Consider the following 17,608-nt stretch of genomic DNA (forward strand, 5'->3'; position numbering starts at 1 on the left):
TTTTCTGTTTCTACTTTTAATCCTTAAACTCCACTTAAAGGTTTATAGCACAATTAGTAAATTAATTCTCCGGGTTAAAGTCCTTAAAGGTTTTGGCTATGTTTTCGTTGGTTGGCTTATTCTTATTTTGCCAGCCCGAGTCTAACTCTAAGGCAACCAACCCCCGCAAACTTAACAAAGCAACCAATTCATCCCGATCGTTAACAAATTCGGGCCGGCGCCGCGAAGATTTAAGGCCATATTTACGGGCAAAAATATCTCCTTTAGTTTGCAGTTCGTTGCGTTTTTCCATTATGTAGTTCAAGCGCTCTACCAAGTCTTTGGTGGAGCGGCCAATTACTTCGGTGGCTTCCAGGGTACCAATGGTCATCACTAAAGTGCCCCCAATGGTGGTAATTTTTTCAGTAGTATTGGGCACTTCAATTACTAATGGCGAAATACCGGTACCTGCCCCCAGAGTAGCACTGGTGAGCGAACGCGCTTTTTTACCTTTGCGGGCTTTGTTATACTTTCGTTTTAAGTCATTTTCGGCAACCTTCAACTGCTCAATTAAATCCCAGGTTCTTAATAAAGAGGAGCGGTATTCCTGGTAAAGTTTTCTATCTGTTTCAACTTCGTTTACCGCATTTAAAATAGAAAACATTACGGTACGCTCTTGTTGTTTATTCGATTTATCAATTGCAAAAAAAGTAAGACTAAAAGTAATGGAATCCAGTGGGTCTTTTACAAAGTCGTAACCCGGCCGCCAGATAAATTCGTACTGCGAAGGAGAATTTTTTACTAAAGCACTGGCAGGAACCAACGAACTTTCGGAACGGAAGTTAAAAGTAGTAATATCGTTTTCGCCGTTAGGGTCATTTATTTGCAACTTCAGGTTAAGGGTGGCATCTTCTTTAAACCGGAATCTTTTTTGAGAAGGAATTACCAGAATACTGGGCGGTAAGTCCTGCTGGGTAACTTCTATGCGAAACTGACCTTTTGTGCGGGCCTTGGATGGTTGGTCTTCTACGTAAAACTCCAGGGTTATAGGATTGTTGCGTAACCGGTTAAACTGCGTGTTGGATGGTTTCCAGGTAAACTCACCTTGTTCCGATAATTTGGCTCCTTCCGGCATGCTATTACTAATAGGCACAATTATAATCGGGTCATTATCCGGATCTTTTATCGCCGAAGATTCAATAGTATAGGTATTGTTTACGTCGTATTGCACATAAAAAGGCTTGAGTTCGCCAATAACAGGCGACCGGTTTACATGCTCCACCTTCAGGTCAATTACTTGTTTTACGCGTTGGTCTTTCTCGTTTCTGGCCTCAAAAATTAACTGTACCGTTTTATCTTTAGCCAGGCGGTCAACAAAATCGTAACTGGGAGTCCAGGAGAAATGGCCCAAAGTATCAAACGACATCTCATCTATTCCACCCTGGGTGAGCGAATAAAGAAAACGGGTACCACTTCCACCGGTGGCTTTTACATCAAATTGTAAAGCTTGGCCCTCTTTTATAATGTTCCAACCTGGCTGATTAGGAAAAGTAAGCTGGAGATTGCCTGAATTGGGATTTTGAACAGTTACTTGTTGGGCACTTGCTTGAAATAGAAAAAAGAAGACAGCAAAAAAAAGAAGAACACTTTTTCTCATGAAAGAATGAATGCTTGGACGGTTATAAAGGTAACAAAGACTTTAAAGGGAACAAAGGCAAATAACTTAGTAATGAACGCTAGCACTTATTTTATTAGTTTAGATAACCTTAAAAGAGGTTAAATACAATTTAACGTAATTAACAAACCTTACTTTATCTGCCTTCTACCTTTTGTTTTATCTTTCATGCAGGAATCTTACCAATTTTTCTGATAAAGCATTTAAGGTTGCCACACCGATATTTTAGTAAGTAATATTTTTTAAAGCAGATAATTTAGGTGAGTGTGCTTTTTCGTTAGCGATTTTTGGAGTTCAGGAACAGATAGTGTTTCTATTAGGGTATCATTCTTTTGCAACGGAATTGGTCTGAAATAAGTAAACCTAAAGAAAAACCATTAAAATTTACAGCGTGCTGATAATTGTGATTTTAACAGCCTGTAAACGAATGGATCACTTTACTTGAATAATTTAATACTAATGAAAATTCTAAATTCCTTAAAAGCCCCTATCTGTATATTCTTTTTTATTTTGCCACTTGTACTTGGTTGTTCTGTTTTCCGGGGAAAGGCTTATAATGATCCGAGGGTGGCCGCCCAGGCCGAAATAGTTGATTTACGTAAGATTGAATTGAAAGAAGCGAAACAGAGAGAAAAAGCCGCCCGCCAACGGTTAAAAGCAGCTAAAAACGAATTTAAAGCATTAAAGTCCCGGGCAAAAAGAGGCTACTAATTGTTTTTATTTACCATTGGTACATTCTGAATAATTTTATTCTTTTAGATAACCTGGTTCTATCTAATCAGGCGCATTATTCCTTTTTAAATGAAAATCATTTTTAAATTTTATTAAATTTTAGGTAAACTTAACCCGTTCTATCTTAAACAAACCCCATATTTGCGCCACTCATTTTCACTACCAGTTTATTGTATGAAGCATATTCTTACCATTATTTTTTTCTTGTATTCCATTCTGGCATCCGGTCAGCAATTCTTACAAACCTCACCGGCAGCCCAACGTTGGGTGGATAGCACGTTTAAGCATTTATCTAAAAACGAAAAAATAGCGCAATTAATGGTTGTCCGCCTGTCCGAACGAAAAGGCACGGAGGTGGCATTTTATGATAAAGAAGTAGCGGAAGATTTAAAAAAATATAATATTGGTTCCGTGTGCCTTTTCCAGGGAAAATCAACGCAGCACGCTGCCATTTTAAACAAACTGCAATCGCAGGCGAGAACGCCCTTGTTAGTTACCGTGGATGGGGAAACCGGTTTGGGCATGCGTTTTTCCGATGTAACTCCTTTTCCGAACCAATTAACCTTAGGTGCCATTTCGGATGCATCTTTGGCGTACAAACTTGGTAGTGCAATTGGCGAACAATGCAAACGAATGGGTATTCAGGTGGATTATGCTCCGGTGGTAGATATTAATAATAACCCGGACAATCCGGTTATAAATTTCCGGTCTTTGGGCGAGGATAAATACAAAGTTGCCTTATTCGCCGGCCAGATTATGAAAGGAATGCAGGATAAAGGCGTAATGGCTTGCTTAAAGCATTTTCCGGGCCACGGCGATGTTGCTGTAGATTCGCACCTGGACTTACCGGTTATTAATAAAACCATGCCGCAACTGGAGGAACTGGAATTATACCCTTTCCGGCAATTAATTCAGCAAGGCGTGGGCAGCGTTATGGTAGCGCACTTATATATCCCTACTATCGATACTATCCGTAACCAGGCAACCTCACTTTCCCGCATAAACGTGAGCGGCTTACTTCGTAGTGAATTAGGTTTTAAAGGGCTTACCTTTACCGATGCTTTGGAAATGAAAGGAGTTACTAAATTTTACCCGCAAGGGGAAGCATCCGTCCAATCTCTGATAGCTGGTAACGACATGCTTTGCTTACCCGGCGATGTGGAAACCAGTATTAAAGCCATTCGGAAAGCCCGCCGCGAACACCGACTTACCTGGGCCGAAATAGATGAAAAAGTAAAAAAAGTTTTGCTGGCCAAATATAATTTAGGCTTAAATAAAAAAATAATTATTGATACTACCCGGTTGGCGGCTGGCTTAAACTCCCAGGTAACTATTCTTAAAAGAGAAATTTACCAGCAGGCTATTACTTTAGTGCGGCAAACCGACCCTTCAGTACTACCTTTAACCCCAGGTAAAAAAGTAGCATATGTGGGAATTGGCATTACCGAACCCAACCATTTTGCAAAGCAATTGCAACAAACATACGGGGCCGAGTGCTTTTATTTAGGCTATAAATCCGATACAACTCAGGCGCGGGCTATTTTAAATTCTTTGCGAGGCAAACAATACGACGCCATTATTCTGGGCTTACACCAGTATCAAAGGTATCCGGCGAATAATTTTGGGATAAGTGCCGGAGCTCTCCAGTTATTACAGCAAATTCAGCAAATACCCAACACCCTGAGCCTGGCTTTTGGCAATCCGTATGCTCTAAAAAACTTTGCAGGAGCCCGCAATTTAATTGCCGCATACGAAGACGATGAGGTGATGCAGGAAGTGGCGGTAAACGTGTTAAAAGGAATAACTCCCACTCAGGGAAAATTACCTGTGACCGTATCGCCGGAATATGTATATGGCAGCGGCATTAAAACTGATTTTAATTTACCAACCGTTGCGCCTGAGCTGGTGGGTTTAGACTCTAATAAATTAAACCAGATTGATTCTTTGGCGAATAATGCCATTGCGAAGGGAGCTGTTCCGGGTTGTGTAATATTAGTAGCTAAAAATGGTAAAATTGCCTTTCATAGAGCGTATGGACACCTTGAATATAACAAAAAGGAACCGATAACCCTGGAAACAGTTTATGACCTGGCTTCGGTAACTAAAATTTCGGCTACTACCATGGCAGTTATGAAATTATTTGAAGAAGGGAAATTGGATTTGCAGAAAACGCTCGGCGATTATTTACCCGAGGTGAAAGGTTCAGATAAAGCGCCTCTTACCATTAAAGATATTCTGCTCCACCAGGCAGGCCTGATTGCTTTTATCACCTTTTATAAAGAAACCATGGATGAAGCAACCGGTAAACCTAAACCCGGAATTTACAGCTCTGTTGCCAATTCCAGGTATCCATTCCGGGTAGGAGAAGATATGTATTTACGTCGGGATTGGGCCGATACTTTATCTAAACGGATTATTCAAAGTAAATTAGGTCCGGCCAATACGTACGTTTATAGCGATAATGATTTTATTTATTTAGGTAAAGTAGTTGCCCAGATATCAGGATTACCCTTAGATGAATACGTGCGGAGTACCTTTTATTTGCCGCTAGGTATGAGGACTACCACCTTTAAACCGCGGGAACATTTACCACTTAACAGCATAGCTCCAACCGAGTACGAGCCTTTTTTCCGTAATCAGTTAGTTCGCGGCGATGTGCATGATCCCGGAGCAGCTCTTTTTGGCGGGGTGGCCGGACACGCCGGTTTATTTAGTAATGCTTACGATTTAGCCAAGCTATACCAGTTATTATTAAATGGCGGCGAATTAAACGGTGTCCGTTTATTTAAAAAAGAAACAATTTATTTTTTTACCGCTTATCACAGCAACATAAGCCGCCGCGGATTAGGCTTTGATAAGCCGGAAAAAGATAATGCTACTCGCAAAACTCCTTACCCAACTTTAAGTGCATCGGAGGCTACCTTTGGCCATACTGGTTTTACGGGAACCTGTGTTTGGGCCGATCCTAAAAGCGACTTATTGTTTATATTTCTGTCTAACCGGGTCAATCCAAGGGTAAATAATAAATTAATGGAGATGAACGTGCGCGGCTCCATTCAGGAGGTAGTATATCAATCAATTATTAAACCTACCGCTAAAATTTTAAATACCACTAATAAACTGGCTAATAGTCAATTGAAAACCAGTAAGGTTAAAAAGCCACGTAGTAGAAGTTAATTAGTACGGCTTAAGTTTTTGTATTTAGTAAATTTAATTCCATATAAGAGAAATAGAAAGGTGGTTATTAGGTTTTGAGTTTATAAATATAGGTTTATCACTTTCCTTTACTATGTAATAAGTTCTAAGCTGATATTAAACAAAAATATTTAGCTGGTAAGCTAATATAAAAAAGCCATTGCCGTTTGTAAACGGCAATGGCTTTTTTATTCAGTTCAAAAAATTCAGCTATTTACTTTAACGGCACTTAGCTGCTGCATTAAGGTATTCGAATCGGCTTGCATCCAATGTTTAACAATTTTGTTATTATCCACCTCATAAATAATAATGCCTTCTGTACTTACTTTACGTCCAGTTGGTGGAATTCCAAAAAGGTCACCTTTGTGTTCGCCTTCCAGAACAAACCGAATAACTACTTTATTGCCTTCCGTAATAATATCTTTTGGGATTAGCTGGTAATTAGGTAAACCTGCTTCAAAGAATAAAACATGTCCTTTTAATTCCGGATCAGCTACATATTTATCAATCACTGCTTCGGACTTGCTGTTGCTAATGGCGCCAATATACTCTAAAATAAACTGGCGACTTTCTTCGGTAGTCATCATAGTTTTCTCTTTTTAAAGTTTAGGTAAATAGTATAGGAAATGGAAATATGTCTTTCAGAACTCCGTTAAGAATGGAAATAAATTTTTATTGAAAGCAAAACAGGGCGCATTATAGCCAATTACCTACCCCCTAAGTTTCATAGAAGAAATTATTATAAGAGGGTATTCTAAAGAGTGTTCGTATTTCCGGATTTACTAAAAAGCACATAAACCGGAAGAGCAGGATCAGGAAAGATACTCTTCACTACTCTTTTTAGGGATTAAGTATCTTGAAGAATATTAATATAAATATAAGATTAATTCAAAATAAAAACATTGTTCAAAAGTATTTTATTTAAAAAGTAGTTGCTTTTGTATATTCACCTACCTTCAAACACCTATCGCTTAAAACGAAATGGGTATTTAATATTTTTAATACGTGTGTTACGCAGATAGCAATCCTGAATTTTTACTATTTTAAAAGTAATTTCAAAAATTTAGTAAACATTACAGACCCGGTACCCCGTAAGAGGAAAAGCCAAGCTTAATCAATTTCGTTTTTTATTATTCCATTCCTTTTAGGCTAAAATTTTATTAAACCAGTCTAATGCTTTACTTTGAGCCTATGAATACACGCTTTACTCCTTACTGTTGCCGGTTATTATTAGCGTTACCGTTAATTTTTCTAGGTTTTTGTGCAAATGCCCAGCAACCCACTGGTACACCGGTCCGACAAGACTCTATCCTGGGCATGCCTGCAGATAGTATTCCTAAACCTAAAGCTGCTATTCTAGATAGTTTAAGTTACCGATTTATTGGAGATGGTAATTTTTCGCGGGGTAATGTAAACCGCAGCTTATTGGTTTTACGCGCCGAAATTAATCTTCTCGGGCCAGCTATTAATATTTCTACTAATCCGCGGTTTACTTACGGCAAACAGAACCGGATTTTAGCCGAACGTGACACGTACGTAGATTTATTTATAGATGTTTTTAAGAAACGGAAAGTGTACGTATTTGGCTTAGGAACCATTGAAAGAAGCAATTTACGTGGTATAGATTGGCGTAAATTAGCTGGGGCTGGAGTTGGTTTCCGCCTCTTCCAAAACGATCGCCATAATGTGTCCTTAACCGATGCCGTTATTTATGAATCTACCAATTTTGAAGAACGCCCTACTACTTCCATCGTTCGAAATTCAATGCGGTTAAAAGGAAAACATTCTTTTTTAAACGATAGAATGCGGCTCACGCATATTAGTTTTTACCAACCAGCCATCAATAATTTTTCGAATGTACGCTGGAATACTTTAATAACTTTAGAATTACCAATAAACCGGTGGGTAAGTATGCGAGGTAGTTTTGAGAACTCCTATGAAAGTGTGGTGGATGTTACCCGGAAACGAAATGATACGCGCTTTACGTTTGGTATTTCGATAGGTAACCGTCAATAGCAATTATTTATTTTTTAATTTTACCGTTAATTCATTCGTTCAACAGTCTGGGTAAATTCAGGTAAAAATTTCTGACCGGCGCTGGTAACGATACCAGAAGCGAATAGTTTTACATTTAACCGGTAAATTTCTAAACGTTTAAATTTTTCGGGTTGAAAAGTTTCAGAATAAAATATCCCTTCTAACTGGCTAATGTACAACTGCGCTAAAACTTCCGGATCTAATTCGGCGCGGTAAAGTCCGGTTTGAATTCCCCGGCTAAAGTTAGTTCTAAACCTCTGAATTATGGTTTCTTCTTTAAAACTTTCCCATAAATCATGAGCCGTAGGGTAATATTTTCTCAGATCATTAAAGAAAGAAGCATGAATAGCTATAAATCTTTGCAGAAGGTTATTTAACGTAAAACAAAATTCCTGCACTGCATTTTCCTGGCTCGTAATTTCTGTTTCAACGGAACAGCAAAGACTGGTTTTCAGCATTTCTTCAATTAAATGGTCTTTGTTTTCGAACCATTTGTAAACTGTTTTTTTAGATATACCCAGGTCCTGGGCTATATCATCCATGGATGTGCTTTTTATGCCCCGATAAATAAATAATTCTAAAGCCCGGTTTAAAATTCTCTCTCTCAATGCCAGCAAAAAATTTAAAATTCTATATTCTTTTACTATTAAAATTTTAAAAAGATTACGCCTACCAAACCGGACTTTTAAGAGTACGGCTGAGTAGGCGTAAACTATTATTTTATAATAATTAAGCGTGCATCAGCTTTTCTTCCATCTCCGCAGTTTCGCGTTCCAGCTCTTCTACGGTTTTATCTTCCAGCTCAATCTTCGTGGTTTTGTCTAAGCCAAACTTAGCTAAAATCCGGTCGAAGATGTAGTAGATAATCGGTACTACAATCAGGGTTAAGAACATCGAACTGCTCAAACCACCAATCAAGGCCCAAGCCAAACCGTTTTTAGAAGCAGCTACGGCCCCACCGGCTAACGCAATCGGCAACATACCAATTACCATCGCCAGAGTAGTCATCAGAATCGGACGGAAACGAATCCGCACAGCTTCCACCAAGGCTTGCTTCACTGGTACTCCCTCCGACTTCAGCTTGTTCGTAAAGTCAACCACCATAATCGCGTTCTTCGCTACCAGACCAATCATCATGATAATACCCAGGATAGAGAAAATACTCAAGGTTTCAGATGCTAATGCCAGGGCCAGTAAAGCACCGATAATCGCCAATGGAATAGAGAACAATACTACAAACGGATACACGTAACTGTCGTACAAGCCCACCATAATCAAATACATGAAGATAATGGAAGCGAGTAAGGCTACTCCTAAAGTACCAAAACCTTCGGATTGGTTTTTCAGGTTACCTTCGTAAGTAATACCTACTCCTTGCGGCATTTTAAGAGCCGCTAATCTTTGCTGAATCTCCGCACCCACCGAACCAGACGGACGACCTACCACCTGTGAGTTTACGTTAACGGAAGTTACCCGGTCGGTACGCTCCAGTTTAGAAGGTCCGGAGGATTGTTTGATATCCGCAAACTGACCTAAACGAATGGTTTGTCCGGCATTGTTCACGAATGCTAAATTTGCAATGTCGGTAACGTTGCGGCGGTCGAACTCATCCAGACGAATGTTAATGTCGTAGTTGTTGGTACCTTGGCGGTATTCGGCATCGGTATTGCCGCTAAATGCTACCTGCATACCTGCTCCTACCGTTTCCAGAGTTAAACCTAAACTGGCCATTTTATCGCGATCTACGGCTACTTCAATTTCCGGATTACCACCTTCCACCGAAGTTTCCACGTCAGAAGTACCAGGTACTTTTACTACCTCGTTCATTACCCGCTGCGAGAAATTTAATAAAGTATCCAGGTTAGGACCAGACAACACAATCTGGATCGGAGCCTGGGAGCTACCCACTAAACCAACCGGAACTGGCGTTACTTTTACTCCAGGAATTAAGCTTTCTACTTCGGCCTTAACCAAACGGCTGAATTTCTCGGTGCTAAAATCACGTTTTTCCACGGGCACCAATGCCACGAACACCTCGGATTCATAAGCCGAACTCTGACCTTGCTGCGACGAAGATGTAGCGCCTACCGTTGTAAATACCCGGGTAATCTCTGGATACTTTTGCAGATAGTTTTCAATTTTAGTAGTAGCGGCATTGGTTTGTTCTACGGTTGCATTCTTAGGTAACTCTAACTGGAAGTTAACTTCTCCCCGGTCACCGTTACCAATAAATTCGCTACCGATAAAACCGGCTGGGATTAACATGACCGAACCCACAAAGGCCACCACAGTTAAAGTTAATACTACAATTTTGTGGTTAAAAGCCCATTTTAGAGTGCTGGCAAATACCTCAATTACCCGGTCCAGGAAACGTTCGAAAGCCAAAATAAAGCGGCCAAACAAGTTCTTATTTGAAACGTGCTCCAATTTAGAAAAACGGCTGGCTAACAGCGGAATCAAGGTAAACGCTACGAACAAACTAATTAAAGTTGCAACGGCCACTACCACGGCAAACTGCCGCAGAATATCCGATACCAAACCACTAGATAGAGCCAGCGGCACGAATACCACCACAATTACCAAAGTAATGGAGGTTACCGTAGCGCTAATTTCCCGGATACCATCGTAAGCAGCTTGCGCCGGTTTCTTACCCATCTCCATGTGCCGGTATATATTTTCAATCACCACAATCGCATCATCCACCAGAATACCTACAACTAACGAAATCGCCATTAAAGACATCAGGTTCAAGGAGAAGCCAAACAAGTAAATGGCAATAAAGGTTGCTACCAAAGAAGCCGGAATGGAAATCATTACAATTACCGCGTTGCGTAAGCTATGCAGGAACAATAACATTACCACGGCTACCAGGATAACGGCTAAGAACAAGTCGTGCATAACCGAATCGGCGGCTTCCAGGGTAAATTGCGAGCTATCGTTTGCAATATTAAATTTAAGACCAACGTTGGCGTACGTTTTTTCTAACTGAGCCAAAGTAGCGCGGGTTTGTTCACTTACTTCCACGGCATTAGCATCCGATTGTTTCTGGATAGTAATACCTACGGACGGTTTAGAATTTATCCGGCTAAGGATTTCTACGTCTTTCTGGGAATCTTGTACCTCTGCTAAATCGCTTAAGCGCACGACACCCCGGTTATCCTGGCGGATTACTAAATTTTGCAATTGGTTTAAAGAAGAAAACTTACCAGCCAATCGAATTTGGGTTTGGCCGTTCGCATCTTTAATCTCACCCGTCGGGAAGTCTAAGTTAGAGCTCCGTACCATTTGCATTACCTGCAACGAAGAAATGCCGTAGGCTTCGAGTTTATTGGCGTTCAGGTTAATTTTAATTTCGCGTTCCTGACCACCTAAGATTTTAATTTGTGCTACCCCTTGCGCCCGGGATAATTGCGGCTTAATCTGGTTATCGATCAAGTCGAAAAAATCGGTAGCGGGCATATTCGCGGTAGCGCCCATTTTAATAATGGGCAAATCGTCGAAGTCGAATTTACCTAAAGCAGGTGGGTCGGCATCCTCGGGCAACTGGGCCAGAATAGCGTTTACTTTCCGCTGCGCATCCTGCAAACTTAAATCAACGTTGGTACCTTGTTTTAAATTGATAACAATAATCGAGAAGCTTTCCTGCGAGGTACTTTTAATATTGTCCACGTTTTCCAGGGAAGAAATCGCATCTTCAATTTCCTTGGTTACTGAGTTTTCTACCTCCGAAGGCGAAGCACCCGGATACAAGGTGGTAATAGTAAGTACCGGCGGACTGAATTTTGGCAACAACTCGTAATTCAACGATTTGTAAGCCCCAACCCCCAGCAAGGTTAACACGGTGAAAACCACTACCACAATGGTCGACCGCTGTATGGATAATTTCGTTATATTCATTTTGTTTTATTTCTTACGTTTTCGGGTAAATCCCAAATTAAAGAACACTCACTTTTAAGCCATCGCGTAGGTTAATCTGGCCGCTTTGTACTACCTTCTCGCCGGCTTTTAAACCTTGGGCAATCTCCACCTGGTCCTGGGTAATGGTACCAATTTTTACTTTGCGTAAGCGGGCAACATTGTTTTCAACCACGTAAACTGATGGATCCTGAATGCTACCTACAATAGCTTCGCGCGGGATTAAAAGTGCGTCGCGGGTATCAGCAATTTCGAAAGCAGCAGTACCGTACATGCCAGCCCGTAAGCTATTCGCATTTGAATTTTTCACCTCAATCTCCACGTCGTATTTTAATGAGTTATCGGCTTGCGCCGCAATAGCCGTAACAACACCCGGGAAAGTTTGACCCGCGTTTACATCGGCTTTAACTTCTACTTTAGCGCCTTTTTTAATTAATAATACTTGAGCTTCGTCTACTTTCACGTTCAATTTCAAGCGGTCTACATTCACGATGTCGTACAGCTTGGTGCCGGCATTTAAATAAGAACCTACTTCGATGTACATTTCGTTAATTTCTCCGGAAATAGGGGCCGTGATGCGGGTTTTAGCTACCCGTTGGCGGGCATTTATTAACTGCGCCTGGGTGGTTTGCACTTGTAAGCGGGCATCTTCTAACTGGCGTTTAGTAATAGCTTCGCCGGAAGCTAAGTTCTCAAAGCGGCCTAAATCTCTTTTGGCTTTTTCGTAATTAGCTTCAATAGTAGCTAAATCTGCTTTGGCAGTATTGGCTTCTACCTGCACCAATAATTCACCCTGACGTACCCGGTCGCCTTTCCGCTTTGATACTTGCTGGATTTGACCAGTAGCTTCGGACAGTAAGGTTAAGGTTTGCACCGGCCTGAAATTACCTTGGGCGTTAAAAGATTTATCTATTTTACCCACTTTAGGTGCGGTTACCTGCACCGAAATGGCTTCGCTTTTAATTTCGGCTACCGAGGCTTCGGTGGCCATTTCTTCTTTATTCCGAATTAATTTAAACGCTACCGCACCTACGAGTACCAGCGCAACCAGAATATAAATCAGTTTTTTCATTGTTCTTTGTGTAATTCTATTTTAATAAAGTTTTTAATCCGCCTTTGGCTTGTAAATAAGATAATTGCGCTATTTGATATTTTAATCTTTCGCTGTTCAGGTTAGTTTGCGCTTCCCGTAAGCTTACTTCGGTATCTAACACGTCGGTAAGTGGGGCTAAACCTTCTTTGTATAATTCATTTGTATTGCGGTATACTTCCTGTGCCAGATTTACATTTCGCTCCTGCGCCTGAATAGAAGATAAACTGGTTTCGATTTGGGTGCGGGCATTTTCCAGGTTCATCTGCGTGTTGCGAGTTAACTGGCTAATATCCTGCTCGGTTTTATCTACATCTATTTGGGCCTGCCGAATCTGATTTCTCCGCTGGAAGCCGTCGAAAATGGGAACGTTTAATTGCACCCCAATAGACACCGCCTTAAACCACGGTTGATTACCATCGAAAAAGTTGAACTCGTTCCGTTGGGCGTTATAGCTGTAATTACCTATCGCTGACAAAGACGGCGTATAACCAGAGCTGATGTTTTTCACGTTTAACTTATACAAGTCTTTTTGCGTGTTCAGTAATTTAAAATCTACTTTATCGGCCAGTATAGCTTGGTCATCGTCTTGCGCAGGAATAGGAATATCCAACACCACCGCTGCATCATCCACTTCAATTGTCTGGTTCATGGGCACGGCCATAAAAAATTTCAGGGCATTCAATTGCTGGTCATAAGCGGCGTTTAAAGTTTGCCGGCTATTTTCCAGGTTGGTTTTGTTTACCGTTACTCGGTTTAACTCTACTTTGGTCGCTACGTCGTTTTTGTACTGGAGGGTTAATATTTTTTCCAGTTGTTCCAGCCGTTTAAAGTTGGCATCGATGGTAGCAAACTGTTCTTTGGTTTGCAGCAATTGCATATAAGCCGAACTCACGTTGTAAATCACTTCTTCCTCGCTCATTTGGGTGCGCAATGCAAATAAATCCTGGGTAGTATGCGCCGCCTGTAAGCCAATAAAGAAAGATTTACGAAACAGCAATTGTTGTAATTGAATACCCCCGCTGGTATTATACTTGGTACCAAACTGCACCGGAATAAGCGTACCAGGCTGACCGGCTAATTCGCCGGGAAGTAATTGGGTAGCTAAAGCCGGATATGTGGTTACCGTACCAGTACCGCTAATTTGGGGTAAGCCAGACCCTTTGGTTTCTTTAATTTTATATTCCGCACCCTTTTCATCGAGTTGTGCTTTCTTAATGGTTTCGTTATTCGCGATTGCAAACTTGAGAGCCTCCGGCAGCGATAGCTTCGCTCCAGGCGCTGGTTGCGTTTGCGAAAATCCCGGCTGAAATAAGAATAGCAACAAGCCGGTTAGGTAAACTAGTTTTTTCACGTTGTTTAATTGGTTAATTAGTAATTAGTTAGTTCTGAATATTAAGAACTTGTTTGACAAAAAAATTATTTATTTCTGCTTTCCCACTTATGTAATAAACGGGGCAATTCCTGGTTTACAAAATCCAGGAAATCAATCAACTCCTTTAAATTGTTGTTGAATTCCGGAGTATCTGGTGTACGTACTTCTAAAATCTGCCGTAAAATTTCGTTAAACTTGGTCATGCCTTCAATTCTTCTGGCAAAACCATCCCGCCAATTAGAGACCTTTAACCTAAAATAACGTTTACGATCGCCTAAGTACGTGATGTATTCAATGTGATCGCCTTGCAAAAGCAGGTTTATCGCATTGCTGGTAGCACTTTTAGCAATGTGCAGGCAATCGGTAATTTCATCAAAAGTGAGCTCCGGCTTATCGGCTACGTAAAGCAGACCCATAATACGGGCAGCCGCTGGTTGCATACCGGCCATTTCGTGCGAAATGCCCACTTTTTCAACCATCACCTTTTGTTTTTCACTTAGCATCATCTTTACTTTTTGTTAAATACATCTACTTAACGACACAAAGGTAATACATAGTTCAGTTAGTTCAAAATTTTATGAACTAAAAATTATAGATATTTATCCTTCTGCCATTTATTTTTACCCAACTATACCGTCTATATTTTCTGGATTTGTTAATTTATATAGCATTCGGTAATTTGATAAACCAAGTAGCCATTCCTTACACCAGTACTTCTCCAAAATTATGAGCAAATTAATTTTTACTTTATTTCTGTACTTGTTTACTATTTCCTGTTTTGCTCAGAAAAAAGCGATTCGCCTGATAGTGCGCGGCGACGACATGGGATATACGCATTCCGGGAACAACGCCTTGCTGCAAGCATCGAAGGAAGGGATTCAAACGTCGATTGAAGTACTAGTGCCCTCGCCCTGGTTTCCGGAAGCGGTTAAAATGCTGCAACAAAACCCAGGCATAGATGTGGGTATTCATTTAACGCTAACCAGCGAATGGGATAACGTTAAATGGCGGCCCCTGACAACTGCAACCAGCTTGAAAGACCCGGACGGCTATTTTTACCCGATGATTTTTCCGAATAAAAATTATCCTGACCTATCTCTTACCGAAAATGCCTGGCAACTAGCTGATATTGAAAAAGAGTTCCGGGCACAAATTGAATTAGCCCTAAAGAAAATACCCCGGATTAGTCATTTATCAGCGCATATGGGTTGCACCCACCTGGCCCCCGAAGTGCAAGCGCTTACCAAAAAATTAGCGCAAGAATATAAAATAGATATTAACCCCGAAGAATATCAGGTAGTATCCGTTAGTTATGACGGCCCCAAGCAAACCTCTCCGCAAAAAATTCAAAGCTTTTTAAATATGCTCGGTAAACTGGAGCCCGGCAAAACTTATTTGTTCGTGGATCATCCCGGCTTGAACACCGAAGAATTACGAGCAGTTTCGCATATTGGCTACGAGCAAGTAGCTACCGACCGGCAAGGAGTAACCGATGTTTTTACAAATTCGGAGGTAAAAGCTTTTATTAAAAAGAAAAAAATTCAATTAATTAGTTACCGCGATTTACTAAAAACAGAAAGATAATTTACTAAAAAGAAAAGTTATTACTTCCTATTCGATACTACCTACTTAGATTTTCTAAATAGAAAGGTGCTACAATAGTTTTAACTATACCAAATTATATCAAAAATTTATTATAGATTTTGCTTGCTAGTAAGCGTTTTCTTTGGAGCCTTTTCAAGGCTCCAGGCAGCGGTGCTAACTTGTTTGATATTTCAAGTTTTGCCTCGTGGCCGGCGGGCCTCGTTTGGCTCTTAGCTACTGCTTTTCTTCCACCTCTTGTAGAATTAACTTGTATCATTAAGGAGAAGGAAAATAGTTTTTATAGTTGGTTAAGATTTTTATGGTTAGCTAATAATTTAAAGATTAACGGAATTAAACTTCCTGTTCTGCTTCCCTCTTAGCAAATCCTGATAAATTTGGTTTAATAAAATCTATTACTACTAAAAAAGTAAAAGTTAGGGCTAAGTGCAAAGACATCAGTTTGGCTATGGAGCACCTGCTAGGGTTCCGGTGCTGAAAGCATTCCGCAGACGGAGTCGAGGAAAGGAAGGCTAGCGAGGGCGGAAGAGCCAAACGAGGCCCGCCGGCCACGAGGCAAAACTTAGGCTTGTCAAATAAGATGGAACCTGTACATGGAGGCTGGAACAGACTCTAAAGAACAACATCAAAGTCTACTATAGCAACTACTCCTTACTTTTAGGTATTACCTGTTGTTAAGGCAATCAATTACTTTTTATTAAACCAACCTTTTACTTTTTCCACCCATTCGGGCTCTTTTACATCGTTTCGCAGCAAAAAGCCATACGGTTGTAAAGCCGGAATATGGTCACAAACAATACGGAGGATAGCAAATAAAGGAATAAATAAAATCATACCGGCTATTCCCCAGACTAGTTCGCCTAATACAATAGCTACTATGGTTATAATAGGGCTTAGGTTAAGGCTATTGCCTTCTACCAATGGTTCTATAATGTTGTTATCAATTACCTGAGCTATGATTAATATTATTACAATCGGCAAAATCATTCCCGAAGAACCCGATACTAAGGCCATCATTAAAGGAAAAACACCTCCCACAAAAGAACCGATGTACGGCACAATAGTAGGCAATACCGCTACCAGGCTAATAAGAAGAGCATTTTTTAAACCTATTATAGAAAAACCAACCGCATAAAAGATAGCTAAAAAAAGCATGGATAGTAAACGGGCCACTAAATAACCGGAAGCAACTTTGGTAATAGCGCGCAGTTTTTGTTTAGCTGCCGGCTGGTTCTCCCTGTTCGTTAACTTCAAGAAAAACTCCTCATATTTTTCCCGTTTCCACATCAGAAAAAAGAAATAAATCAGGGTTAAAGCAAATCCACTTAGCATGCCCAGACTACCGGATACTAACCCCGTGGAAAATTTGTTAAAAGATTGGGAAAACTTAGAAATCTGAGACTTTACAAATTCAATTTGTTCATGTGGAGCTACCCCAAATTGCTGCTGAATATATTGTTGTCCGGTATCTACCATTTGCTGCAGTTTTTTCTGGATTTGGGGCCAATCCTGAGAAATGCTGGAAGCCTGGGCTGCAACTACAAAAACAATTCCGGCCATAAATAATAAAACAACCACAATGCAAAGCAAGGTGGCGGGTATTCTTTTTATTCCCCATTTTTCCAGCTTCCGACTTACCGGTAACAACATCATGGCAAAGAAAATAGCAAACGCTAAGGGTATTAAAAAAATGCGGCCATAGTATAAAATGATGGAGGTTAAAATTACTACTAACTGTACCACTGCCACCTGGTTAATGGATATACCTCTCATATAATGTATTTAATCCAAAATGATGTTTTTATTTAAAAATTAACTTTTCTAAAATATTCAAAAGAAAAAAAGTATTAAGTAATTTTCCATCTTCTCCGAATTACTTCTTTTAGCTATAGCTATTGGGGTTGGTAAAAAAATTTAAATTATAAGTGAAAATAAACTTACAGTTTAGTAAAAAGTAAATTCTAATAGGCATAATTGTTCACAGAAGGGCAACCGGTACGTTTCTCTT

At 40.3% G+C, this 17,608-nt stretch carries 12 protein-coding genes; 4 read left to right on the plus strand and 8 right to left on the minus strand.

Features of this window, described 5'->3' with window-relative positions; translation table 11 throughout:
- Positions 1–61: 61 nt before the first annotated feature.
- On the minus strand, positions 62–1,636 hold the full coding sequence (locus tag HUW48_RS15265) for a hypothetical protein (protein ID WP_182411767.1): 1,575 nt from the start codon (positions 1,634–1,636) through the stop codon (positions 62–64).
- 477 nt (positions 1,637–2,113) lie between these two features.
- On the opposite strand from HUW48_RS15265, the gene HUW48_RS15270 reads away from it, so the two are divergent.
- Together HUW48_RS15270 and HUW48_RS15275 are read left to right on the plus strand one after the other, a co-directional pair.
- A complete protein-coding gene (locus HUW48_RS15270) occupies positions 2,114–2,365 on the plus strand; it encodes a hypothetical protein (RefSeq protein WP_182411768.1) in 252 nt (83 codons plus the stop codon).
- A 195-nt stretch (positions 2,366–2,560) separates the two neighbouring features.
- Complete coding sequence (locus HUW48_RS15275) at positions 2,561–5,563, plus strand: glycoside hydrolase family 3 N-terminal domain-containing protein (protein WP_182411769.1); 3,003 nt, start codon at positions 2,561–2,563, stop codon at positions 5,561–5,563.
- A 224-nt stretch (positions 5,564–5,787) separates the two neighbouring features.
- Here HUW48_RS15275 and HUW48_RS15280 read toward each other — a convergent pair whose 3' ends face one another.
- Positions 5,788–6,168 (minus strand): ester cyclase, encoded by a 381-nt coding sequence (locus HUW48_RS15280; protein WP_182411770.1) that lies wholly within the window; start codon positions 6,166–6,168, stop codon positions 5,788–5,790.
- 604 nt (positions 6,169–6,772) lie between these two features.
- On the opposite strand from HUW48_RS15280, the gene HUW48_RS15285 reads away from it, so the two are divergent.
- Complete coding sequence (locus tag HUW48_RS15285) at positions 6,773–7,597, plus strand: DUF481 domain-containing protein (RefSeq protein WP_182411771.1); 825 nt, start codon at positions 6,773–6,775, stop codon at positions 7,595–7,597.
- 26 nt (positions 7,598–7,623) lie between these two features.
- Here HUW48_RS15285 and HUW48_RS15290 read toward each other — a convergent pair whose 3' ends face one another.
- The 5 genes from HUW48_RS15290 to HUW48_RS15310 all read right to left on the minus strand — a co-directional run bounded on the left by HUW48_RS15290 (position 7,624) and on the right by HUW48_RS15310 (position 14,504).
- On the minus strand, positions 7,624–8,235 hold the full coding sequence (locus HUW48_RS15290; RefSeq protein ID WP_317173695.1) for a TetR/AcrR family transcriptional regulator: 612 nt from the start codon (positions 8,233–8,235) through the stop codon (positions 7,624–7,626).
- 112 nt (positions 8,236–8,347) lie between these two features.
- A complete protein-coding gene (locus tag HUW48_RS15295; RefSeq protein WP_182411773.1) occupies positions 8,348–11,515 on the minus strand; it encodes an efflux RND transporter permease subunit in 3,168 nt (1,055 codons plus the stop codon).
- 37 nt (positions 11,516–11,552) lie between these two features.
- Positions 11,553–12,605, minus strand: a complete 1,053-nt coding sequence (locus HUW48_RS15300) for an efflux RND transporter periplasmic adaptor subunit (protein WP_182411774.1) — start codon at positions 12,603–12,605, stop codon at positions 11,553–11,555.
- Positions 12,606–12,621: 16 nt separating this feature from the next.
- Positions 12,622–13,977 (minus strand): TolC family protein, encoded by a 1,356-nt coding sequence (locus HUW48_RS15305; RefSeq protein ID WP_182411775.1) that lies wholly within the window; start codon positions 13,975–13,977, stop codon positions 12,622–12,624.
- A 65-nt stretch (positions 13,978–14,042) separates the two neighbouring features.
- Positions 14,043–14,504, minus strand: a complete 462-nt coding sequence (locus tag HUW48_RS15310; protein WP_182411776.1) for a GbsR/MarR family transcriptional regulator — start codon at positions 14,502–14,504, stop codon at positions 14,043–14,045.
- A gap of 220 nt (positions 14,505–14,724) precedes the next feature.
- Between HUW48_RS15310 and HUW48_RS15315 the strand changes: the two genes are divergently transcribed.
- Positions 14,725–15,582, plus strand: a complete 858-nt coding sequence (locus HUW48_RS15315; RefSeq protein ID WP_182411777.1) for a polysaccharide deacetylase family protein — start codon at positions 14,725–14,727, stop codon at positions 15,580–15,582.
- A gap of 705 nt (positions 15,583–16,287) precedes the next feature.
- On the opposite strand, the gene HUW48_RS15320 is transcribed toward HUW48_RS15315, so the two are convergent.
- A complete protein-coding gene (locus HUW48_RS15320) occupies positions 16,288–17,373 on the minus strand; it encodes an AI-2E family transporter (protein ID WP_182411778.1) in 1,086 nt (361 codons plus the stop codon).
- Positions 17,374–17,608 lie beyond the last annotated feature (235 nt).

Origin of the sequence: Adhaeribacter radiodurans (assembly GCF_014075995.1) — a bacterium.
GTDB lineage: Bacteria > Bacteroidota > Bacteroidia > Cytophagales > Hymenobacteraceae > Adhaeribacter > Adhaeribacter radiodurans.